The organism is Rosenbergiella australiborealis (genome assembly GCF_018494035.1).
In the GTDB taxonomy this organism is placed as follows: domain Bacteria; phylum Pseudomonadota; class Gammaproteobacteria; order Enterobacterales; family Enterobacteriaceae; genus Rosenbergiella; species Rosenbergiella australiborealis.
On record NZ_JABBFO010000002.1, the window covers coordinates 171,348 to 187,734 of the forward strand.

A 16,387-nucleotide genomic window follows, 5' to 3' on the forward strand; every position below is an offset into this window, starting at 1 on the left:
AAATTGGTAGATAAGTTGTAATTCAATAAATGAGTGAGGTGCATCATGACTCAGCAACCAGTAGCCCGAAAAAATATTATAGAAAAAATCAATCAAGCTCTTGTTGTCGACAAAGAGAAAGGCATTTATAAATGTCACCGTGGTATTTTTACCGACCCAGAACTATTTGAACTTGAAATGGAACATATTTTTGAAGGTAACTGGATTTATTTGGCGCATGAAAGTCAAATAGAAAAACCTGGGGATTTTTATACCCTAACAGTCGGACGTCAACCGGTGATGATCACTCGCGATAAAGACGGCGAATTACATGCCCTTATCAATAGTTGTTCCCACCGTGGGGCAATGCTTGCGACGCGTAAAAAAGGAAATAAAAGCTCATTTACCTGCCCATTTCATGGTTGGACGTTTAGTAATAACGGCAAATTATTAAAAGCAAAAGATGAGAAAACCGGTGAATATCCCCCTTGTTTTAAGCAGAATGGATCACATGATCTTACTGCAATGGCAAGATTTGAAAACTATCGTGGATTCTTATTTGGCAGCTTGGACGCCAATGTCTCGACCCTCGATGCGTGGTTAGGGGAAACCCGAAAAATTATTGACTTGATTGTGGATTCCGCGGCGGATGGACTCGAAGTCCTTCGAGGAAGCTCTTCTTATACTTATGAAGGCAATTGGAAGCTACAAATGGAAAATGGGGCCGATGGCTATCACGTCAGTGTCGTGCATTGGAACTATGCCTCAACCATGGCACGACGTAATTACGAAGAAGATGGCGTGAAAACCGTTGATGCAAATGGTTGGTCCAAAAGTCTTGGTGGCGTCTATGGGTTCGAGAATGGTCATATGTTGTTGTGGACACAGGTTATTAACGCAGAGGTTAGACCAATTTATCGGCATCTCGATGCGCTAAAAGCACGCTACGGAGATAAACGTGCAGAAATGATGGTGAAGCAAACACGTAATCTCGCACTTTACCCCAATCTTTATTTAATGGATCAGTTTTCGACGCAATTGCGTATTGTGCGCCCCCTATCTGTAGATAAAACAGAAGTAACTATTTTCTGTTTTGCTCCAAAAAATGAACCGGCTGAAGACCGAACCTTACGTATTCGTCAATATGAGGATTTTTTTAATGTCAGCGGCATGGGAACACCGGATGACTTAGAAGAATTTCGCGCCTGCCAACAAGGGTACCATGCGCGTGCTTTACCGTGGAGTGATATGAGTCGCGGTGCAATGCGTTGGATTGAAGGGGCGGATGAAAATGCTCAGCAAATTGATATGCACCCCATTATTTCTGGACCACGATCAGAAGACGAAGGGCTTTATATCACCCATCATCACCATTGGCAAACCACCCTATTAGCGGCGATTCAACGTAAAAGGGAGGCTGAAAAATGAGCCAGTTACTACTTGAAATCAGTCAGTTTCTTTACCGAGAGGCGCGGCTACTGGACGACCGAGAATGGGACGAGTGGATCAAATGCTATCACCCCAAAGTCGTGTATTGGATGCCGGCTTGGGGGGATGATGACCTATTGACCGTTGATCCTTATACCGACATGTCATTGATTTACTATCCGTCACGTGAGGGCTTAGAAGATCGCATTTATCGCATTAAAACTGAACGCTCGGCGGCCAGCACCCCTGAACCACGTACTACGCATTTTCTGAGTAATATCGAAGTCCTTGAGGAAAATAATCAGACCTGCACGGTCCGCTATAACTGGTGTACACATAGTCACCGCTACCAGCAGAGTGAGTGTTATTTTGGTCATGCTATTTGCCAGTTAACGCAACATGAGCTCGGCTGGCAAATCATGAGTAAAAAAATTCAACTGAATAATGATTATATCCACCAGGTAATTGATATTTATCATCTTTAAGGAGGCACTATGACTTATACCATTGCCCTAAATTTTGAAGATGGCGTAAGCCGCTTCATTCAATGTAATGCAAATGAAAAAGTGCTTGATGCCGCCTATCGACAACAGATCAATTTACCCATGGACTGCTCAGATGGGGTATGTGGAACATGTAAATGTCAATGTGAATCAGGTCGGTTTGATTTAGGTGATGACTATCTCGAGGATGCCCTTTCTGATAGTGAACGTGAACAGAATATGGTATTAACCTGCCAGATGGTGCCTGAATCTGATTGTATTATTACTGTTCCTATGGCGTCTTCACTATGTAAAACCGCTCAACAATGCTTTCAAACATCAATAACTAACATTAATGCTTTATCACCGACTACGCTTGAATTAACGCTTGAGTGTGCAGAAACAGAAATCCATTTCCTGAGTGGGCAGTATGTCAATCTTTCTACCGCACAGGGTGATATCACCCGCCCCTATTCGTTCAGCAACCTACCGGGTTCCTCAACACTGACATTTTTAATAAAAAATGTCCCTAATGGTGCGATGAGTGGCTATTTAACACAACAAGCCAAACCTGGCGATACGATGACGATAACCGGCCCCCAAGGTAGCTTTTATTTACGGGAGGTTACCCGCCCGCTATTACTGCTAGCTGGAGGCACGGGGCTTGCGCCGATGCTTTCCATACTATATAGCCTACAGCAGCGGGCATCATCGATGCCTATTCATTTACTGTATGGCGTATCAAAAGATTGTGACCGAGTGAAGTCCGACGTTCTCACTGAACTTACTCAGCAACTCCCAAACTTTACGTTCCAACTTTGTGTGTCAGATCCAACTACCAGCGAACCACTAACTGGCCATATCACTGATCACCTGCGTCCAGAGCATTTGCATGGTGGTGATGTGGATATCTACTTATGCGGTCCACCGACGATGGTCGAGTCTGTAATAGCAACATTAAAAGAGCAGCAGATCGCCCCTACAAATTTCTACTATGAGAAATTCACCCCACAGATCACGGCGGAGCAGGTATGACACTACGATTAATCGATAAAACAATTGTCATTACGGGCGCAGCACAAGGAATTGGCAAGCGCGTGGCTGAGCGTGCTTTTGCACAAGGAGCTACCCTCTTTTTACTTGACCGTTCTCCGTTAGTTTTCGATGTTGCGGAACAATTATGTGATGGTCAGCGCCACTCCGTGGGCATGTTGGCCGATTTAGAGCAATGGTCATCGACCTATCATGCCTTTGAGAAAATTGTCCAGCAAACTGAACGAATCGATATCTTGATCAATAATGTCGGCGGTACGATTTGGGCAATGCCCTACGCTGAATATACTGAAGATCAAATTGAAGCGGAGATCCGCCGTTCACTTTTCCCTTGTTTGTGGGGATGTCGTGCGGTATTGCCGACGATGATTAAGCAAGGTTCGGGAGCTATCGTCAATGTTTCGTCTGTCGCAACACGAGGGGTACATAGAGTCCCATATTCTGCCGCCAAAGGGGGAGTCAATGCGCTGACACAATCATTGGCTTTTGAGTATGCCCCTTACGGTATTCGCGTCAATGCTACTGCTCCGGGGGGAACCGAAGCACCGGAGCGCAAAATCCCACGCCATACCGATCCCTCTCAACCGACGGAACAACAACAAGCATGGTATCAACGGGTGATTGATCAAACCTGTGAGACGAGCTTAATGCATCGATATGGAACCTTAGATGAACAAGCTGCGGCAATTCTTTTTCTTGCCAGCGATGAGGCCAGCTATATTACGGGTACAGTGTTGCCGGTCGCCGGGGGCGATTTAGGCTAGTCGTGCCGATGGCCACAATATGTGGCCAGTTTTGACATATTTTATTACATCAGGAGTTGTCATAATTCGCCGAATTAGAGTAATGTTATACTATTACAATAAAGGTTGAGAATTATGATCCACTTCACAGACCTGCGTGCAGGCTATCAGCGACGCAGCATTACTCCTCCTATTAACGGACAACTTCCCGCAGGCAGTCTTACCGCAATCACCGGCGAGAATGGCTGTGGGAAATCAACACTATTAAAAACACTGGCAGGCTTACAACCCCCGTGCGAAGGATATTATTGTATCCATTCCTCACACATCGCCTTACTCCCTCAGCAGCAGTCCCTTGATAGGACGTTTCCGGTTACCGTTCGCGATATCGTCACGATGGGATGCTGGCAGCAACGTACATGGTATGGCCGATTACCAACGTCGGTAAAACAAAACGTGGAACAAGCACTGGCTATCACCGGTATCACGTCGTTAGCATCAACCCCTTTAAGTCATTTGTCTGGTGGGCAATTACAGCGGGCGTTATTTGCAAGAATGTGGTTACAACCTAGCGATGTTTGGTTATTGGATGAGCCTTTTACTGGAGTCGATGAGGGCACCATCGCGCGTTTGATGACATTAATCATGCAAGCGGCGAATGACGGTAAAACGGTGGTTATGGTGTTACATGATGATCAGTTAGTGCAGCGCTATTTTGATATACAAATACGTCTGACGGAAAAAATGGCTTACTGGACCACGCCGCACTCTACTCAACGTCGGCCATTATCTGAGGTGAGTTAATGACGTTTTTTCAGCCATTTATTGAATTTGATTTTATGCGTCATGCCTTGCTCAGTTGCTTATGCCTTTCGCTAAGTGCTACCCCGCTAGGGGTGCTACTTTCATTACGCCGTCTATCACTGGCAGGAGACGCCCTTTCCCATGCCGTATTGCCAGGTGCCGCGATAGGCTATCTACTTTTTGGTATGTCGACGCTCGCGATGGGAATCGGCGGACTTATCGCGGGCCTACTAGTTGCTCTACTCTCAGGAATCATCAGTCGCACAACTCTATTAAAAGAAGATGCGAGTTTTTCTGGCTTGTATATGGGCGCATTAGCATTGGGTATTACGTTGATCTCCATTAAGGGATCTGGCATGGATTTACTGAATATTCTCTTTGGCTCCTTATTAGCCGTAAGCCACTCAGCACTCATTACGACAGCAACCATCAGCCTATTTTCTCTCATCCTGCTACGTTTGATATACCGCCCATTAGTGATCGATACCTTTGATAGCGACTTTTTACGAGTGCGCCATCGACCGCTCGCGATAATAATTCATGGCGTTTTTTTATTTTTAGTCGTTCTGAATTTGGTCTCAGGTTTTCAGATCCTCGGCACATTAATGTCTGTCGGTTTAATGATGGTTCCCGCGGTAAGTGCGAGATTCTGGGCGGTACGTTTACTCCCAACAATGCTTATTGCCAGCTTGATTGCCGTATTATCGTCAGTGATAGGCTTGATGCTTTCATGGTACAGTGCGCTACCCGCTGGGCCTGCCGTTGTTTTATGCAGCGCCGTTATTTTTCTTATTTCATGTCTAACCGGCCGAACAAATGGCTGGTTAGCAAAGGTCTATTTTCGTCATTCAGGAGCTAAACAATGAAGGTCCCCGCACTAGCTGTCAGCAGTCTCTTACTTATTAGCCATTTTTCACTGGCAGCACCAGTACAAGTGGTCGCAAGTTTTACCGTTTTAGCCGATATCACTCAACAGATTGGCGGCAATGACGTGACGGTAAAAAGTCTTGTCGCACCGAATGGCGATCCTCACAGCTTTGAACCTACTGCCAATGATAGTCGGGCACTAGCTATGGCTCAAGTGGTTGTCGTTAATGGATTAGGCTTGGAAGGATGGATGGACCGCTTAGTAATGGCCTCTGGTTATCGTGGGAAAATCACGGTCGCTTCCTCCGGTATTACCACTAATACTATGCAAGAAGAGGGTAAAACCGTTACCGATCCTCATGCTTGGAACAGTCTGGCAAACGGTGAAATTTATGCACGTAATATCATGAAAGCCTTGGAAAAAGCTGATCCTGAACATGCAGCTGATTACCAGAAACGCGCAGACGCTTATATTCAAAAAATGCAGCAGCTTGATCAATGGGCGATACAACAATATAAATCTATTCCTGCTAACCGCCGCCTTGTGCTGACAAGCCATGATGCATTCGGCTATTACGGTAAGCGTTACGGTGTCACCTTTAGTGCGCCATTAGGATTATCGACAGAATCTGAAGCCTCTGCCCAACAAGTCGGCGACCTAATCACTCAGATGAAAAAAAAGCACATTAAGCACTATTTTACTGAGAATCAAACTGATCCGAGGTTGGTCAAACAGATTGCCGTAGCCAGCGGTGCCACACCTGGTGGGGAGCTGTATCCAGAAGCATTGTCCACCGCAGAAGGCCCTGCACCGACTTATCTGAGTGCCTTTAAATATAATACAGAGCAATTACTCCAGAGTATGCGTTAGTTGTAATCGGCCAATCCCTGACGAAACCTGTTATCACGTCGGACGGGGTTGGCCTTTGATACCGAACTATATCCTATCAATAACAAGATTGACGCTCGCGGTCTAACTCGCTGGCGAAACACAGTACGGTATTGGCAATACTTCTGCTTTACGTCAAAGCAGCCGAAGCTACACACCCCCACGACTGTCGCAGTCCCCATCTCTCAACCCCCTTCTCGTCACGCCCCATTAATCGTTAAGACAGGTCATTTTATGCTCTTAAACTGCGATTAGGCACAACGACATCGCTGACCACTATTTCACAAAATATGAAAATATTTTCACTGAAACTGTCACTTTCGTAAAACCAAATCCTATCCTACACTTTAATTAGTACGATAATTCACCTACGGCTTAGGAGTATTCATGGCTTTATCAGCGTTATTAGAAAAATTTTCGGTTAACAGTGAAATAAGTCAAGCATCGGCCGGTTACCAATTTAATCATACGATGATCCGCGTAAAAAATTTACAAGCATCGATTAATTTTTACACCCAAGTGTTAGGCTTTGTACCTGTTTGTGAACATATCAATTCTGACGCAGCGTTCACTATTGTGTATTTAATTCGTGCCCCGTTGGCTTCGATTCCTGATGATGATACCGCTCGCCAAGAGTGGGTGCTCCGTCAAACCGGTGTACTCGAACTTACCTACAATCACGGCACTGAACTGAAACCCGATTTTCATTATCATAATGGTAATGATGCTCCCCAAGGCTACGGCCATATCTGTATTTCAGTCCCGGACGTTCGTCAGGCGTGCAAACGGTTTGAGCAGCTTAACGTCACATTTCAAAAGCGATTGACCGATGGGCGAATGAAACACATCGCGTTCATCAAAGATCCTGATGGGTATTGGATTGAGATATTACAACCTACCCCCCTTAATAATTAATTTTTCAGTAACGATAGAAATTTAGGAGAGAACATGTCTACTGATTTTAAAAAATTACTGCCGGAAAATGCTGCACATTTCATTAATAATTCTTGGGTATCTAGCAAATCTTCCGATCCGGTTACTAACCCTGCGACTGGCGAAACTATTGCACAAGTCGCGATGGGATCGAAAGCTGATGCAGACAAGGCTGTTGCTGCTGCGAAAAAAGCACAAAAAAAATGGGCCGCAGTCCCACAACCACAACGTGCAGAATACCTTTATGAGTTTGCTCGCCAAATAGAAAAAAACAAAAAAACGTTGGCCACCTTACTGACCACTGAACAAGGCAAGCCTCTGGCCGAATCTGAAGGCGAGGTTGATACGGCGATTCTGATGTTACGTTTTTATGCCGGATTAGGCTGGAAACGCACAGGGCATGTGTTAGCCTCGAATCATCCTCACCATCAAGCCATTACTAAAGAATCACCGCTTGGTGTGGTAGCGGCAATTATTCCTTGGAACTTCCCATTAGCCATTTTTGCACGTAAAACGGCGCCTGCATTATTAGCTGGCAATACCATTGTGGTTAAACCAAGTGAAAATACACCACTATGCTCACTGGCGCTGGCAACCTTGAGCCACGCCGCGGGAATACCCAACGGCGTGATTAACGTTATTTGTGGCGAAGGTTCCAAGGTCGGTGATGCACTGGTTAAACACCCAGATGTTGAACTTGTCACAATGACAGGCTCGACGCGCGCCGGGAAAATCATCGCTAAAAATGCCGCGGAGAAAGTCATCCCTGTATCTTTGGAATTAGGCGGAAAAGCACCGTTTATTGTTCTCGCCGATGCTGATATAGAAAAAGCCGCACAAGATGCGATTGATGCACGGATGGCCAACTGTGGACAAGTCTGTATCTGTAACGAACGTACTTATATTCAGCGTGAAGCCTATGAACCGTTTATGCGCGCACTAAAAAAAGCGGCGGAAAAAATTATTGTCGGTGATCCCTTAGCGAAAAAGACCACGATGGGCCCTAAGGTGTCAGCAGCTGAAAAAGAACATGTTGAAGAACTGCTTGCCCAAACAAAAAAAGAGGGTGGTAACATATTTTGGCAGGGAAAAATTCCCGATGCCAAGAAATTCAAAGGCGGCAACTGGGTCGCTCCCACGATTGTGACGGACTTACCGGCGCATGCAACCATCCTGAAAGAAGAGGCCTTTGGCCCTATCCTACCGGTGGTCGTTTTTGACACCATTGATGAAGTGATTAGGTTAGCGAATGATTGTGAGTATGGCTTAAGTTCTTATCTTTATACTCGTGATTTACTTTCTGCTATGCAAATCAGCGATGCCCTCGAATACGGTGAAGTTTACATTAACCGTTATGGCCCTGAAGAAATTAATGGCTTCCATGCTGGCTGGAAGCTGTCCGGTATTGGTGGTGATGACGGCGAACATGGTTATCAACTCTACGTTAAGCAAAAAACCGTTTATCTAAACTATCAATCTTAAGTTTGTCCGGTGCTTTGGCACCGGTTCTTATAGTGATCCCCGGTATACCTAATGAATCCTTTATTACTTATATGCCTATTGCTTGGTATCGCGGCACGTCGTTATTTGACCTTCCCCGAGCAACTTGTACCTTCTATTAACTGGTGGTTAATTACCATTGCGCTACCCTGCCTTATTATTACCCTTATTCCACATACTGTTATAACAAAAGAGTCATTAGTCCCGATTGCTGGGATGTGGTGTGTGTTTATCGGCGCATTAGGGGTTGCCCTTATTTTAGGCAAAATATTTTCTTGGTCAAAAGAAGTGATTGGCGTGGTTGCGTTAGTCGGAGGAATTGGCAACACCTCCTTTATGGGTTATCCGATTGTCGAAAGTTACTACGGGGCATCGGGTTTACAAATAGCCGTGATTGCCGACCAAGTAGGAAGTTTTATTATTCTCTCAACAGCGGGTGTCATAACCATGACACTGTGCGCCGGACAACGCCCTACGGCGAAGATGATTATCAAAAGAGTGCTCAGCTTCCCACCTTTCATCGCACTCTGTGTGAGCATTGTCATTAAGCCATTCAATGGATTACCTGAGTTTCTCGAAACGCCGCTGGCACAAATTGGCGCAACCTTAAGCCCTTTGGCTCTGTTTTGCGTGGGACTGCAAATCTCATTACGTCCACCACGAGGAGTAATCGTACCGCTATTCAGTGGCGTGATATGGAAATTAGCATTTGCCCCGCTCATCGTATGGGGGGTGGTCAGTCTAACCGGTAGTACAGGACTAACACAGCAAGTGACGATTATTGAAGCCGCGATGGCCCCCATGATTGCCGCCGCTATTATGGCGCAGCGTGCAGGACTACAACCCGCTTTAGCCAATGCTATTCAAGGCTACGCCATTTTACTCTCTTTCCTTACCCTACCGATTTGGCACATACTATTAGTTAAATCATTCTGAGGAAGATTGCCATGCAGTTAAAATTACCGCAGTTAAAAATTTTTTGTGCGCTGGTAGAGAGTGGCAGTGTGGTACAGGCTGCTAAAAAAATGCATTGTGTGCCGTCAAATATCTCCACACGTATTCGTGAGTTGGAAGAGAGTCTGACGGTTAATTTGGTCAACCGCGACAAACAACGATTGACGTTAACCCCTGAAGGACGTGCTTTTTATCCCCAAGCTCAAAAACTATTAAGGCAGAGCGAGGAGTGTCTCAATTTTTTCAAACCTGAATCCCTGCATGGGCACTTACGCTTGGGGGCTCTCGATGTTGCGCTTAATCAACAACTTGAAAAGTTGATGATTACTTTTATGAAACAAAACCCAAACGTGACAGTGTCACTCTCTTGTTTTTCTTCCCTACCTTTAATGGATCGTTTGCTCGCCGGTGAGGTTGATATGATCCTTGTCGATGGCCCGATTGATCACCCAGTGTTGGAAAGTCAACTCTTCGCACCGGAGAGATTACGAGTAGTGACACATTGTGCAACCCTTGATGAGTTTTCGTCGAAAGTTGCAGCCCTGACCTTATATACCTTCGGCGAACATTGCTTTTATCATGTTCTGATCGAGGATTGGCTAGCTTCGCAGCAGCTTCAAGCTCGACAACAATGTGATATTGAGTCTTACTCGATGATCCTAGCGGCGATTCACCAACAATTGGGTTTCACCGTAATGCCCGAAAGTTTTATTAACGATAATCCCCAAGTTAACGGCCTTTATTGTTATCCCCTCACTGATATCTCATCGTGTGATATCTATCTTGTTTGGCGTCGCTATACCGCCTCTCCAGTAGAAAAAACATTCTTGGCCCTGAATAACGGGGTAATCGCTTAGTCACTGACAACGATAGTTCTGACCATAATTATTAATCAAATAATACAACTTACCTGCCCTCTCCTCAGTGGCAATAAGATGAATAAATAGTGTTATCAGACACACCGTTTGCCTAATCAAACCGGATAAGACATTTCCCCCTCTGCTGCGGATCAGTGCCGGTAATGATAATATGGAATACAGATGAAGGGGTAAGCCTAGGAAAAGGTGTCAGGGGGATTTACACTTGCATTTAGAGTGTCGGCAACGCATCATGCTCACCTTTTAAAATCATGGATGGGAGCGTGACGTGTCGCGTTTAGATAATGCTTTTCTTGAGTCGATTCTCGATGAAGTTCGTCCTTTATTAGGTCAAGGTCGAGTGGCCAGTTATATCCCCGCTCTTGCTAGTGTGCCAGCCGATCAGTTGGGCGTAGCGGTCTGTACCCATGACGGCCAATTGTTTACCGCCGGTGACTCATCAACACGCTTTTCAATCCAATCTATCTCGAAAGTTTTATCATTAACTGTCGCAATGACCCGCTACAGCGAACAGGCACTTTGGCGTCGTGTGGGTAAAGACCCTTCCGGCCAGCCTTTTAACTCTCTTGTGCAGTTGGAGATGGAGCAAGGGATCCCACGAAATCCCTTTATTAATGCTGGAGCTTTAGTCGTCTGCGATATGCTACAAAGTCGTCTTTCCGCTCCTCGCCAACAGATGCTCAGTTTAGTTCGTCGGTTAAGCGGTGTTGAGGATATTCATTTTGATCGACAAGTGGCAAGCTCTGAATTCGCCCATTCTGCCCGTAACGCAGCGATAGCTTGGTTAATGAAGTCATTTGATAATTTTAATAATGATGTTAATACTGTGTTAGAGAATTATTTCCACTATTGTGCATTATCGATGAGTTGTGAGGAGCTCGCGCTCTGCTTTCGTTACTTAGTTTCCCCTGAGTTATGTAATGTTTTGTTTAGACATGAACTTAATAGCCGACAAGTGAGTCATATCAATGCTTTAATGATGACTAGTGGAATGTATAACGCAGCAGGCGAATTTGCTTGGCGTGTTGGCCTTCCGGCTAAGTCTGGGGTTGGCGGTGGTATTGTTGCGATAGTGCCAGGAAAGATGTGTATTGCTGTATGGTCGCCTGAACTTGACCAGTTTGGTAATTCACTCGCTGGAACGGCCGTATTAGAACATATCTCTGACCGGCTCGAGTTTTCTGTTTTCTAACAGAACTCTCTTCATAAAAAAACTTGTGAACTCTTGTCACCAAGATAATCACTTTTAAACACCTGCATAAATAGGGAATAAAAATGAAAACAATTATTGATGGCGTTCTAAACTTTCAACAAGAAATTTATCCTGAAAGGGAAGAACTCTTCCGTAGTCTCGCATCAAGCCAAAAGCCGAAAGCCCTTTTTATCTCTTGTTCAGACAGTCGCCTCGTGCCTGAACTTGTTACACAGCAAGAGCCAGGGCAACTTTTCGTTATTCGTAATGCAGGAAACATCGTGCCTTCGTTTGGTCCTGAACCCGGTGGTGTTTCTGCGACCATTGAATATGCCGTGATGGCTCTTGGCGTGACTGACATTATCATTTGTGGTCACTCAAATTGCGGTGCAATGTCAGCGATTGCCAGTTGCCAATGCCTTGACACTATGCCTGCTGTAGGTCACTGGTTACGGTATGCTGATGCAGCGAAAGCTGTGGTTGAAAAACTTGAACACGCGACACCGGAAGATAAACTTAATACGATGGTTCGCGAGAACGTCATCGCTCAGCTGAACAATATCAAAACACATCCTTCTGTTGCGGTAGCATTACGTAATAAGAAAATTAATCTTCATGGTTGGGTTTATGATATTGAGAGTGGACAAATTCATGCTTTAGATAAACATGGCGAGCAATTCGTCAGTTTAGCTGATAATCCAGGCGTGCACTTCGAGTAATTCTCTTTACCCCAAGGATTCGTTCTGGTCCTTGGGGTTTTACCCTATTCGTCTGACTCTTCTTCATCTTCCCAGCCAAATCGCTCGGCTAAGAACTGAGTCGCGGCTTCGACGCCAGCGGCAGAAATCGTATGTACGACGCCAGGTTCGATCATGTAGTGGCAAGGAATGCCCAATTGATTAAGTTCTGCTTGAGCTTGCAATGTCTCTTGTGCAGGAACAATCTCATCGGACTCACCGTGAATCAGCAGGACTTCTGCCGAAGTCTGGGTGGTAGCTGTCGGTGTCTCAATCAACCTTCCAGAAAATCCGATCACACCCACGATGTTGTAATGGCTACGCAGTAAGATATCGAGAGCGATCATCGTTCCTTGAGAAAAGCCAACTAACATAATTTGGTCATTTACAGGATCTATCGAATGGTCATTCAATACCGTTGCCAGCAGTGTATCAATATCTGGCCGTGCATCCGCTAAGCTTTGGCGGCGATTGGCCTCGTTATTTTCAGCTAAACTAAACCACTGATAGCCAATTCCTGCTTCGCAATGCTGCGGTGCATTGGGTGAGGCATAATTCAGTCCCGGTAGTGCACCGGCCCAAAATTCGCCTAACCCTTTTAGGTCATCGCCATCACTTCCATAGCCATGAAATAAAATAACTAACTGTTTCATTGAAATACCCATATGTCGATTGCGTGTTCAGCAAACTATCAGTAATAGTTCACTGATCACTTATTAACACTGAGCATATCGCGTTTTTCCACGCGGGCAAAGATGAACAGTAAGGGTAAGTAGCCGAATAATTGGTAGTGGTAGTCATGAGGCATTAGAAACAGAGAAGGTGATGACTTTTAAAGCATTAGGGGAGCGCTACGCCCCCCTATGGTTAATATTTTGAAGACTCAATAATTTATGTGCTAAATAATTAGAAGGTTACGACAGTTTTTAGTCCAAGTACCCACGCATCATCCGTTTCACTAATTGCGCCAGGATTGTGCCAATACTGAACGCTTGGCTGTAACTGGAACCAAGGTGTGACTTGTAGTCGATAAAAAAGCTCGGTATTAATTGCAGAACTTCCTGTTGGCCAATAATCCAGACTGCTTTGCCCTCCAGCGATTTCTTGCATTTGTAATTGATCTTTATTCGCCCACTTTCCAACCTTGACGTAGCTAACGCCTAAACCCAACCAATCATTCGGACGTAACGAGAATGGTCCGCGATACCGGGCCGATACAGAGCTAACAAAAGGTAGACGTAAGGTTTTTTTATCACCGATACCTAGGCTTGCAGAGAGACTGATGCCGCGTAATGGGTCATCCGCATGTTTCGTTACTTGCTGATTCGCCCCTGCCCATAGGTAATAGGAGTTATGCGTTTTTGCATAACCTTGTGGGTCACTGGCTCCCCAATATTGATTGACCCCACGAGCAAGATGGGTTTGTTCAGCATTTGTCCAACTGACGCCGAGATTATAAATACCCGGGAGCTGATTCACCAACGGCCTCCATTCAACTTCAACGGGTAGAATAACCCCTTTACTATGTTGCGTTGAAACACTCCATGCGTGCGCGCGACTGGCTGCTTGTGGGTTTTGTTCCATTAACGCGACTTTTACTGCCAGTTCGGGGGTGAATTTCCACTCGGCACTGGTTCCCCATGTATGGACATTCCAGTTATTCCACGTCATGGAGTAAGCGGATTTACCTCCACATAACGATAGAATTTGGAAATCACATGGAATACCTTGATCGAAAACTTGCACCTTATTCATCAATCCAATACGCCAAAAGAGCTGATTATCAAAAAAACTCCGTCCAGCCGTGAACCAGCCTAATCGGGTGATAGACTGCCCTCCCCAACTCTCTTGGGCAAGATCGGTCATCGGTACCGAGCTTGCCTGTAAACGTTGTGTGGCTAAGTTTGAATTATGATTTCGGTTAACAATATTACCTTCTATCACCGCTCCAGGAATACCGGTCAGCGTGGATAAGTCTTGGGTAAAGGTAAACGCAAATTGATCGATATAGGCAACTTTATGTCGCGTATCTGCGCCACCGTGCATATTCGTTGCAATCTGGGAAAGGTATCCTAGGTTAAATTGTAACCCACTGTCTTCTAGCCGGTGACGCAGTCCAAGCATATCGCCGAACATCCCTTCTTTTGGGGGCGCTTCAAAGCCTAACACTGTGGGATTAAAAGGCGCGGCAGACAGTGAGCCCGACACAGTGATTCCTGCTAACAATAGCCAAGAGTAGAGTGATTTTACATCCATGCAATTTCTCCAAGTCCTTCATGGACTTTGTTGTTGTCGTTCAGGTTATTCCAACATGCTGAAATGAATGTGGAGAGCTTCTTGTATACAAAGCCTCCTAAGTTGGCAATAGAGAATCGATCATCTCTGCATTACCTTTGATAAAGATCATCTTTGCTCGCTCAGAGACAATGCCATTGATCCTGTGTTTCATCTTTACAAAAAAGGGATGAGGGATATTATGAACGCTTCCTCGATGACTCAATATCTCTTATCTGGCGACCTAATGACGGCTTGGCAAAAAAATATACTTTCACTGTGGGTAGGCTGTTTTATTACCGGTCTTGGAACTAGCCAACTATTGCCCTTCTTGCCCTTATATATTTCACAGCTAGGCCATTATTCGACGACACAACTGACATTATGGTCAGGCATTGCGTTTAGTATTACGTTTCTAATTTCAGCGATAGTCTCCCCTCTGTGGGGAAAACTCGCAGACACACGGGGCCGAAAATTAATGCTTTTGCGTGCTACTGTGGGAATGGGGATAGCGATTGCCTGTCAAGGTGTTGCCCAATCGGTGTGGCAGCTCTGTTTATTTCGAGGAATGATGGGTCTGGCCTCAGGTTATATCCCCAACGCGATGGCACTGATTGCCAGTCAGGCGCCAAAAGGACGGAGCGGTTTTGCTTTCAGTCTGCTATCAACCGCACAAATTAGTGGTTTTTTATGTGGGCCACTATTAGGGGGCTACTTAGCGGATCATCTCGGGTTACGTCCAGTCTTCTTTGTTACGACGGGCCTGCTTTGTATCAGCACGTTAGTCACCCTTTTCTTTGTAAAGGAATCAGTCGGCAATGGGTTGCCGCTCACAAGGAGAAATACGCCTACGTTGAGCTGGCAGCGTTTGCCAGCAAAAAAACTGATCATCTCGCTCCTATTCACAACCTTGGTTGTGCAACTGTGCAATGGATCGGTTAATCCAATTCTTTATCTTTATGTCGAGCACTTATCCCCAGATCGAAATGATTTAGCCTTTATTAGCGGATTTATAGCAGCATTACCCGGATTTTCCGCGTTGTTGACTGCGCCAATATGGGGAAAAATTGGCGATAAATACGGCGCACAGTGGGTCATTATTATTGCTTCGTCTATTTTTATCTTGATACTTTTCAGCATGTCGTGGGTTGCTACGGTCTGGCAATTTTCAATTACTCGACTTTTGTTAGGGATTGCTGACGGTGCGATGTTCCCTGCTATTCAAAGTTTGATTATTGTTTACAGTTCGTCAGAACTTTCTGGTCGATTATTTGGCTATAACCAATCTTTTATGAATCTAGGGAATGTGATTGGTCCGCTTTTGGGGGCAGTTACTTCGTCACTTTTAGGTATGCAGTGGGTATTTATCTTATCGGCAATTATCGTCGTGATAAATCTTAGCGTGTTTCTCTTATCGCTGCGCAATACAGGTTCAACGTTTCGGGGCCTGATTGAATAACCATCGAGGCTAGGACGGAGATTCTCGGTCTTGCTATCATGCAGCGCCCCCCCTTTATAGGCGATAAAAAGGGGGCTGGATACTGGTGTTTTTCCTAAAAACAAATAAAATTTATTCTCCACAGAATAACTTCTTCATGAAAAATAGTTTATGTGTCCAAAAATTATTATTCATAATTATTCAATTTTCAAGATTGAACTAATTATCATTAAAGT

At 45.1% G+C, this 16,387-nt stretch carries 16 protein-coding genes; 14 read left to right on the top strand and 2 right to left on the bottom strand.

What is annotated here, in order from left to right; translation table 11 throughout:
* The first annotated feature begins 45 nt into the window (after nucleotides 1-45).
* The 13 genes from HGT73_RS03415 to HGT73_RS03475 all read left to right on the top strand — a co-directional run bounded on the left by HGT73_RS03415 (nucleotide 46) and on the right by HGT73_RS03475 (nucleotide 12,421).
* On the top strand, nucleotides 46-1,407 hold the full coding sequence (locus HGT73_RS03415) for a Rieske 2Fe-2S domain-containing protein (RefSeq protein ID WP_214212265.1): 1,362 nt from the start codon (nucleotides 46-48) through the stop codon (nucleotides 1,405-1,407).
* Nucleotides 1,404-1,892 carry an aromatic-ring-hydroxylating dioxygenase subunit beta gene (locus HGT73_RS03420; RefSeq protein ID WP_214212266.1) on the top strand — a complete coding sequence of 163 codons (489 nt, stop codon included), beginning with the start codon at nucleotides 1,404-1,406 and terminating at the stop codon, nucleotides 1,890-1,892. The genes HGT73_RS03415 and HGT73_RS03420 overlap by 4 nt, the downstream gene beginning before the upstream one ends.
* A gap of 9 nt (nucleotides 1,893-1,901) precedes the next feature.
* Entirely contained in the window at nucleotides 1,902-2,924 is a 1,023-nt protein-coding gene (gene benC, locus HGT73_RS03425) for a benzoate 1,2-dioxygenase electron transfer component BenC (RefSeq protein WP_214212267.1), read from the top strand.
* On the top strand, nucleotides 2,921-3,706 hold the full coding sequence (gene benD, locus HGT73_RS03430) for a benzoate diol dehydrogenase BenD (protein WP_214212268.1): 786 nt from the start codon (nucleotides 2,921-2,923) through the stop codon (nucleotides 3,704-3,706). The genes benC and benD overlap by 4 nt, the downstream gene beginning before the upstream one ends.
* A 114-nt stretch (nucleotides 3,707-3,820) precedes the next feature.
* Complete coding sequence (locus HGT73_RS03435; protein WP_214212269.1) at nucleotides 3,821-4,489, top strand: metal ABC transporter ATP-binding protein; 669 nt, start codon at nucleotides 3,821-3,823, stop codon at nucleotides 4,487-4,489.
* Nucleotides 4,489-5,355 (top strand): metal ABC transporter permease, encoded by an 867-nt coding sequence (locus HGT73_RS03440; protein ID WP_214212270.1) that lies wholly within the window; start codon nucleotides 4,489-4,491, stop codon nucleotides 5,353-5,355. Before HGT73_RS03435 ends, HGT73_RS03440 begins: the two co-directional genes overlap by 1 nt.
* Entirely contained in the window at nucleotides 5,352-6,227 is an 876-nt protein-coding gene (locus tag HGT73_RS03445) for a metal ABC transporter substrate-binding protein (RefSeq protein ID WP_214212271.1), read from the top strand. Before HGT73_RS03440 ends, HGT73_RS03445 begins: the two co-directional genes overlap by 4 nt.
* Before the next feature lie 405 nt (nucleotides 6,228-6,632).
* On the top strand, nucleotides 6,633-7,160 hold the full coding sequence (gene gloA, locus HGT73_RS03450) for a lactoylglutathione lyase (protein ID WP_214212272.1): 528 nt from the start codon (nucleotides 6,633-6,635) through the stop codon (nucleotides 7,158-7,160).
* Nucleotides 7,161-7,193: 33 nt separating this feature from the next.
* Nucleotides 7,194-8,660, top strand: a complete 1,467-nt coding sequence (locus HGT73_RS03455; RefSeq protein ID WP_214212273.1) for an aldehyde dehydrogenase family protein — start codon at nucleotides 7,194-7,196, stop codon at nucleotides 8,658-8,660.
* Nucleotides 8,661-8,711: 51 nt separating this feature from the next.
* Nucleotides 8,712-9,614, top strand: a complete 903-nt coding sequence (locus HGT73_RS03460) for an AEC family transporter (RefSeq protein WP_214212274.1) — start codon at nucleotides 8,712-8,714, stop codon at nucleotides 9,612-9,614.
* An 11-nt stretch (nucleotides 9,615-9,625) separates the two neighbouring features.
* Complete coding sequence (locus tag HGT73_RS03465) at nucleotides 9,626-10,489, top strand: LysR family transcriptional regulator (protein WP_214212275.1); 864 nt, start codon at nucleotides 9,626-9,628, stop codon at nucleotides 10,487-10,489.
* 289 nt (nucleotides 10,490-10,778) lie between these two features.
* On the top strand, nucleotides 10,779-11,702 hold the full coding sequence (glsB, locus tag HGT73_RS03470) for a glutaminase B (protein ID WP_214212276.1): 924 nt from the start codon (nucleotides 10,779-10,781) through the stop codon (nucleotides 11,700-11,702).
* 83 nt (nucleotides 11,703-11,785) lie between these two features.
* The gene (locus HGT73_RS03475) at nucleotides 11,786-12,421 is read left to right on the top strand and encodes a carbonic anhydrase (protein WP_214212277.1); all 636 of its coding nucleotides are present in this window, start codon (nucleotides 11,786-11,788) and stop codon (nucleotides 12,419-12,421) included.
* A 44-nt stretch (nucleotides 12,422-12,465) separates the two neighbouring features.
* On the opposite strand, the gene HGT73_RS03480 is transcribed toward HGT73_RS03475, so the two are convergent.
* Together HGT73_RS03480 and HGT73_RS03485 are read right to left on the bottom strand one after the other, a co-directional pair.
* Nucleotides 12,466-13,092, bottom strand: coding sequence for an alpha/beta hydrolase (locus HGT73_RS03480; RefSeq protein ID WP_214212278.1), 627 nt, complete (start codon nucleotides 13,090-13,092; stop codon nucleotides 12,466-12,468).
* 253 nt (nucleotides 13,093-13,345) lie between these two features.
* The gene (locus tag HGT73_RS03485; protein WP_214212279.1) at nucleotides 13,346-14,695 is read right to left on the bottom strand and encodes a carbohydrate porin; all 1,350 of its coding nucleotides are present in this window, start codon (nucleotides 14,693-14,695) and stop codon (nucleotides 13,346-13,348) included.
* 265 nt (nucleotides 14,696-14,960) lie between these two features.
* Here HGT73_RS03485 and HGT73_RS03490 point away from each other — a divergent pair, with 265 nt between their 5' ends.
* Nucleotides 14,961-16,172: an MFS transporter gene (locus HGT73_RS03490; protein WP_214212499.1), complete on the top strand. Its 1,212-nt coding sequence runs from the start codon at nucleotides 14,961-14,963 to the stop codon at nucleotides 16,170-16,172.
* Nucleotides 16,173-16,387 lie beyond the last annotated feature (215 nt).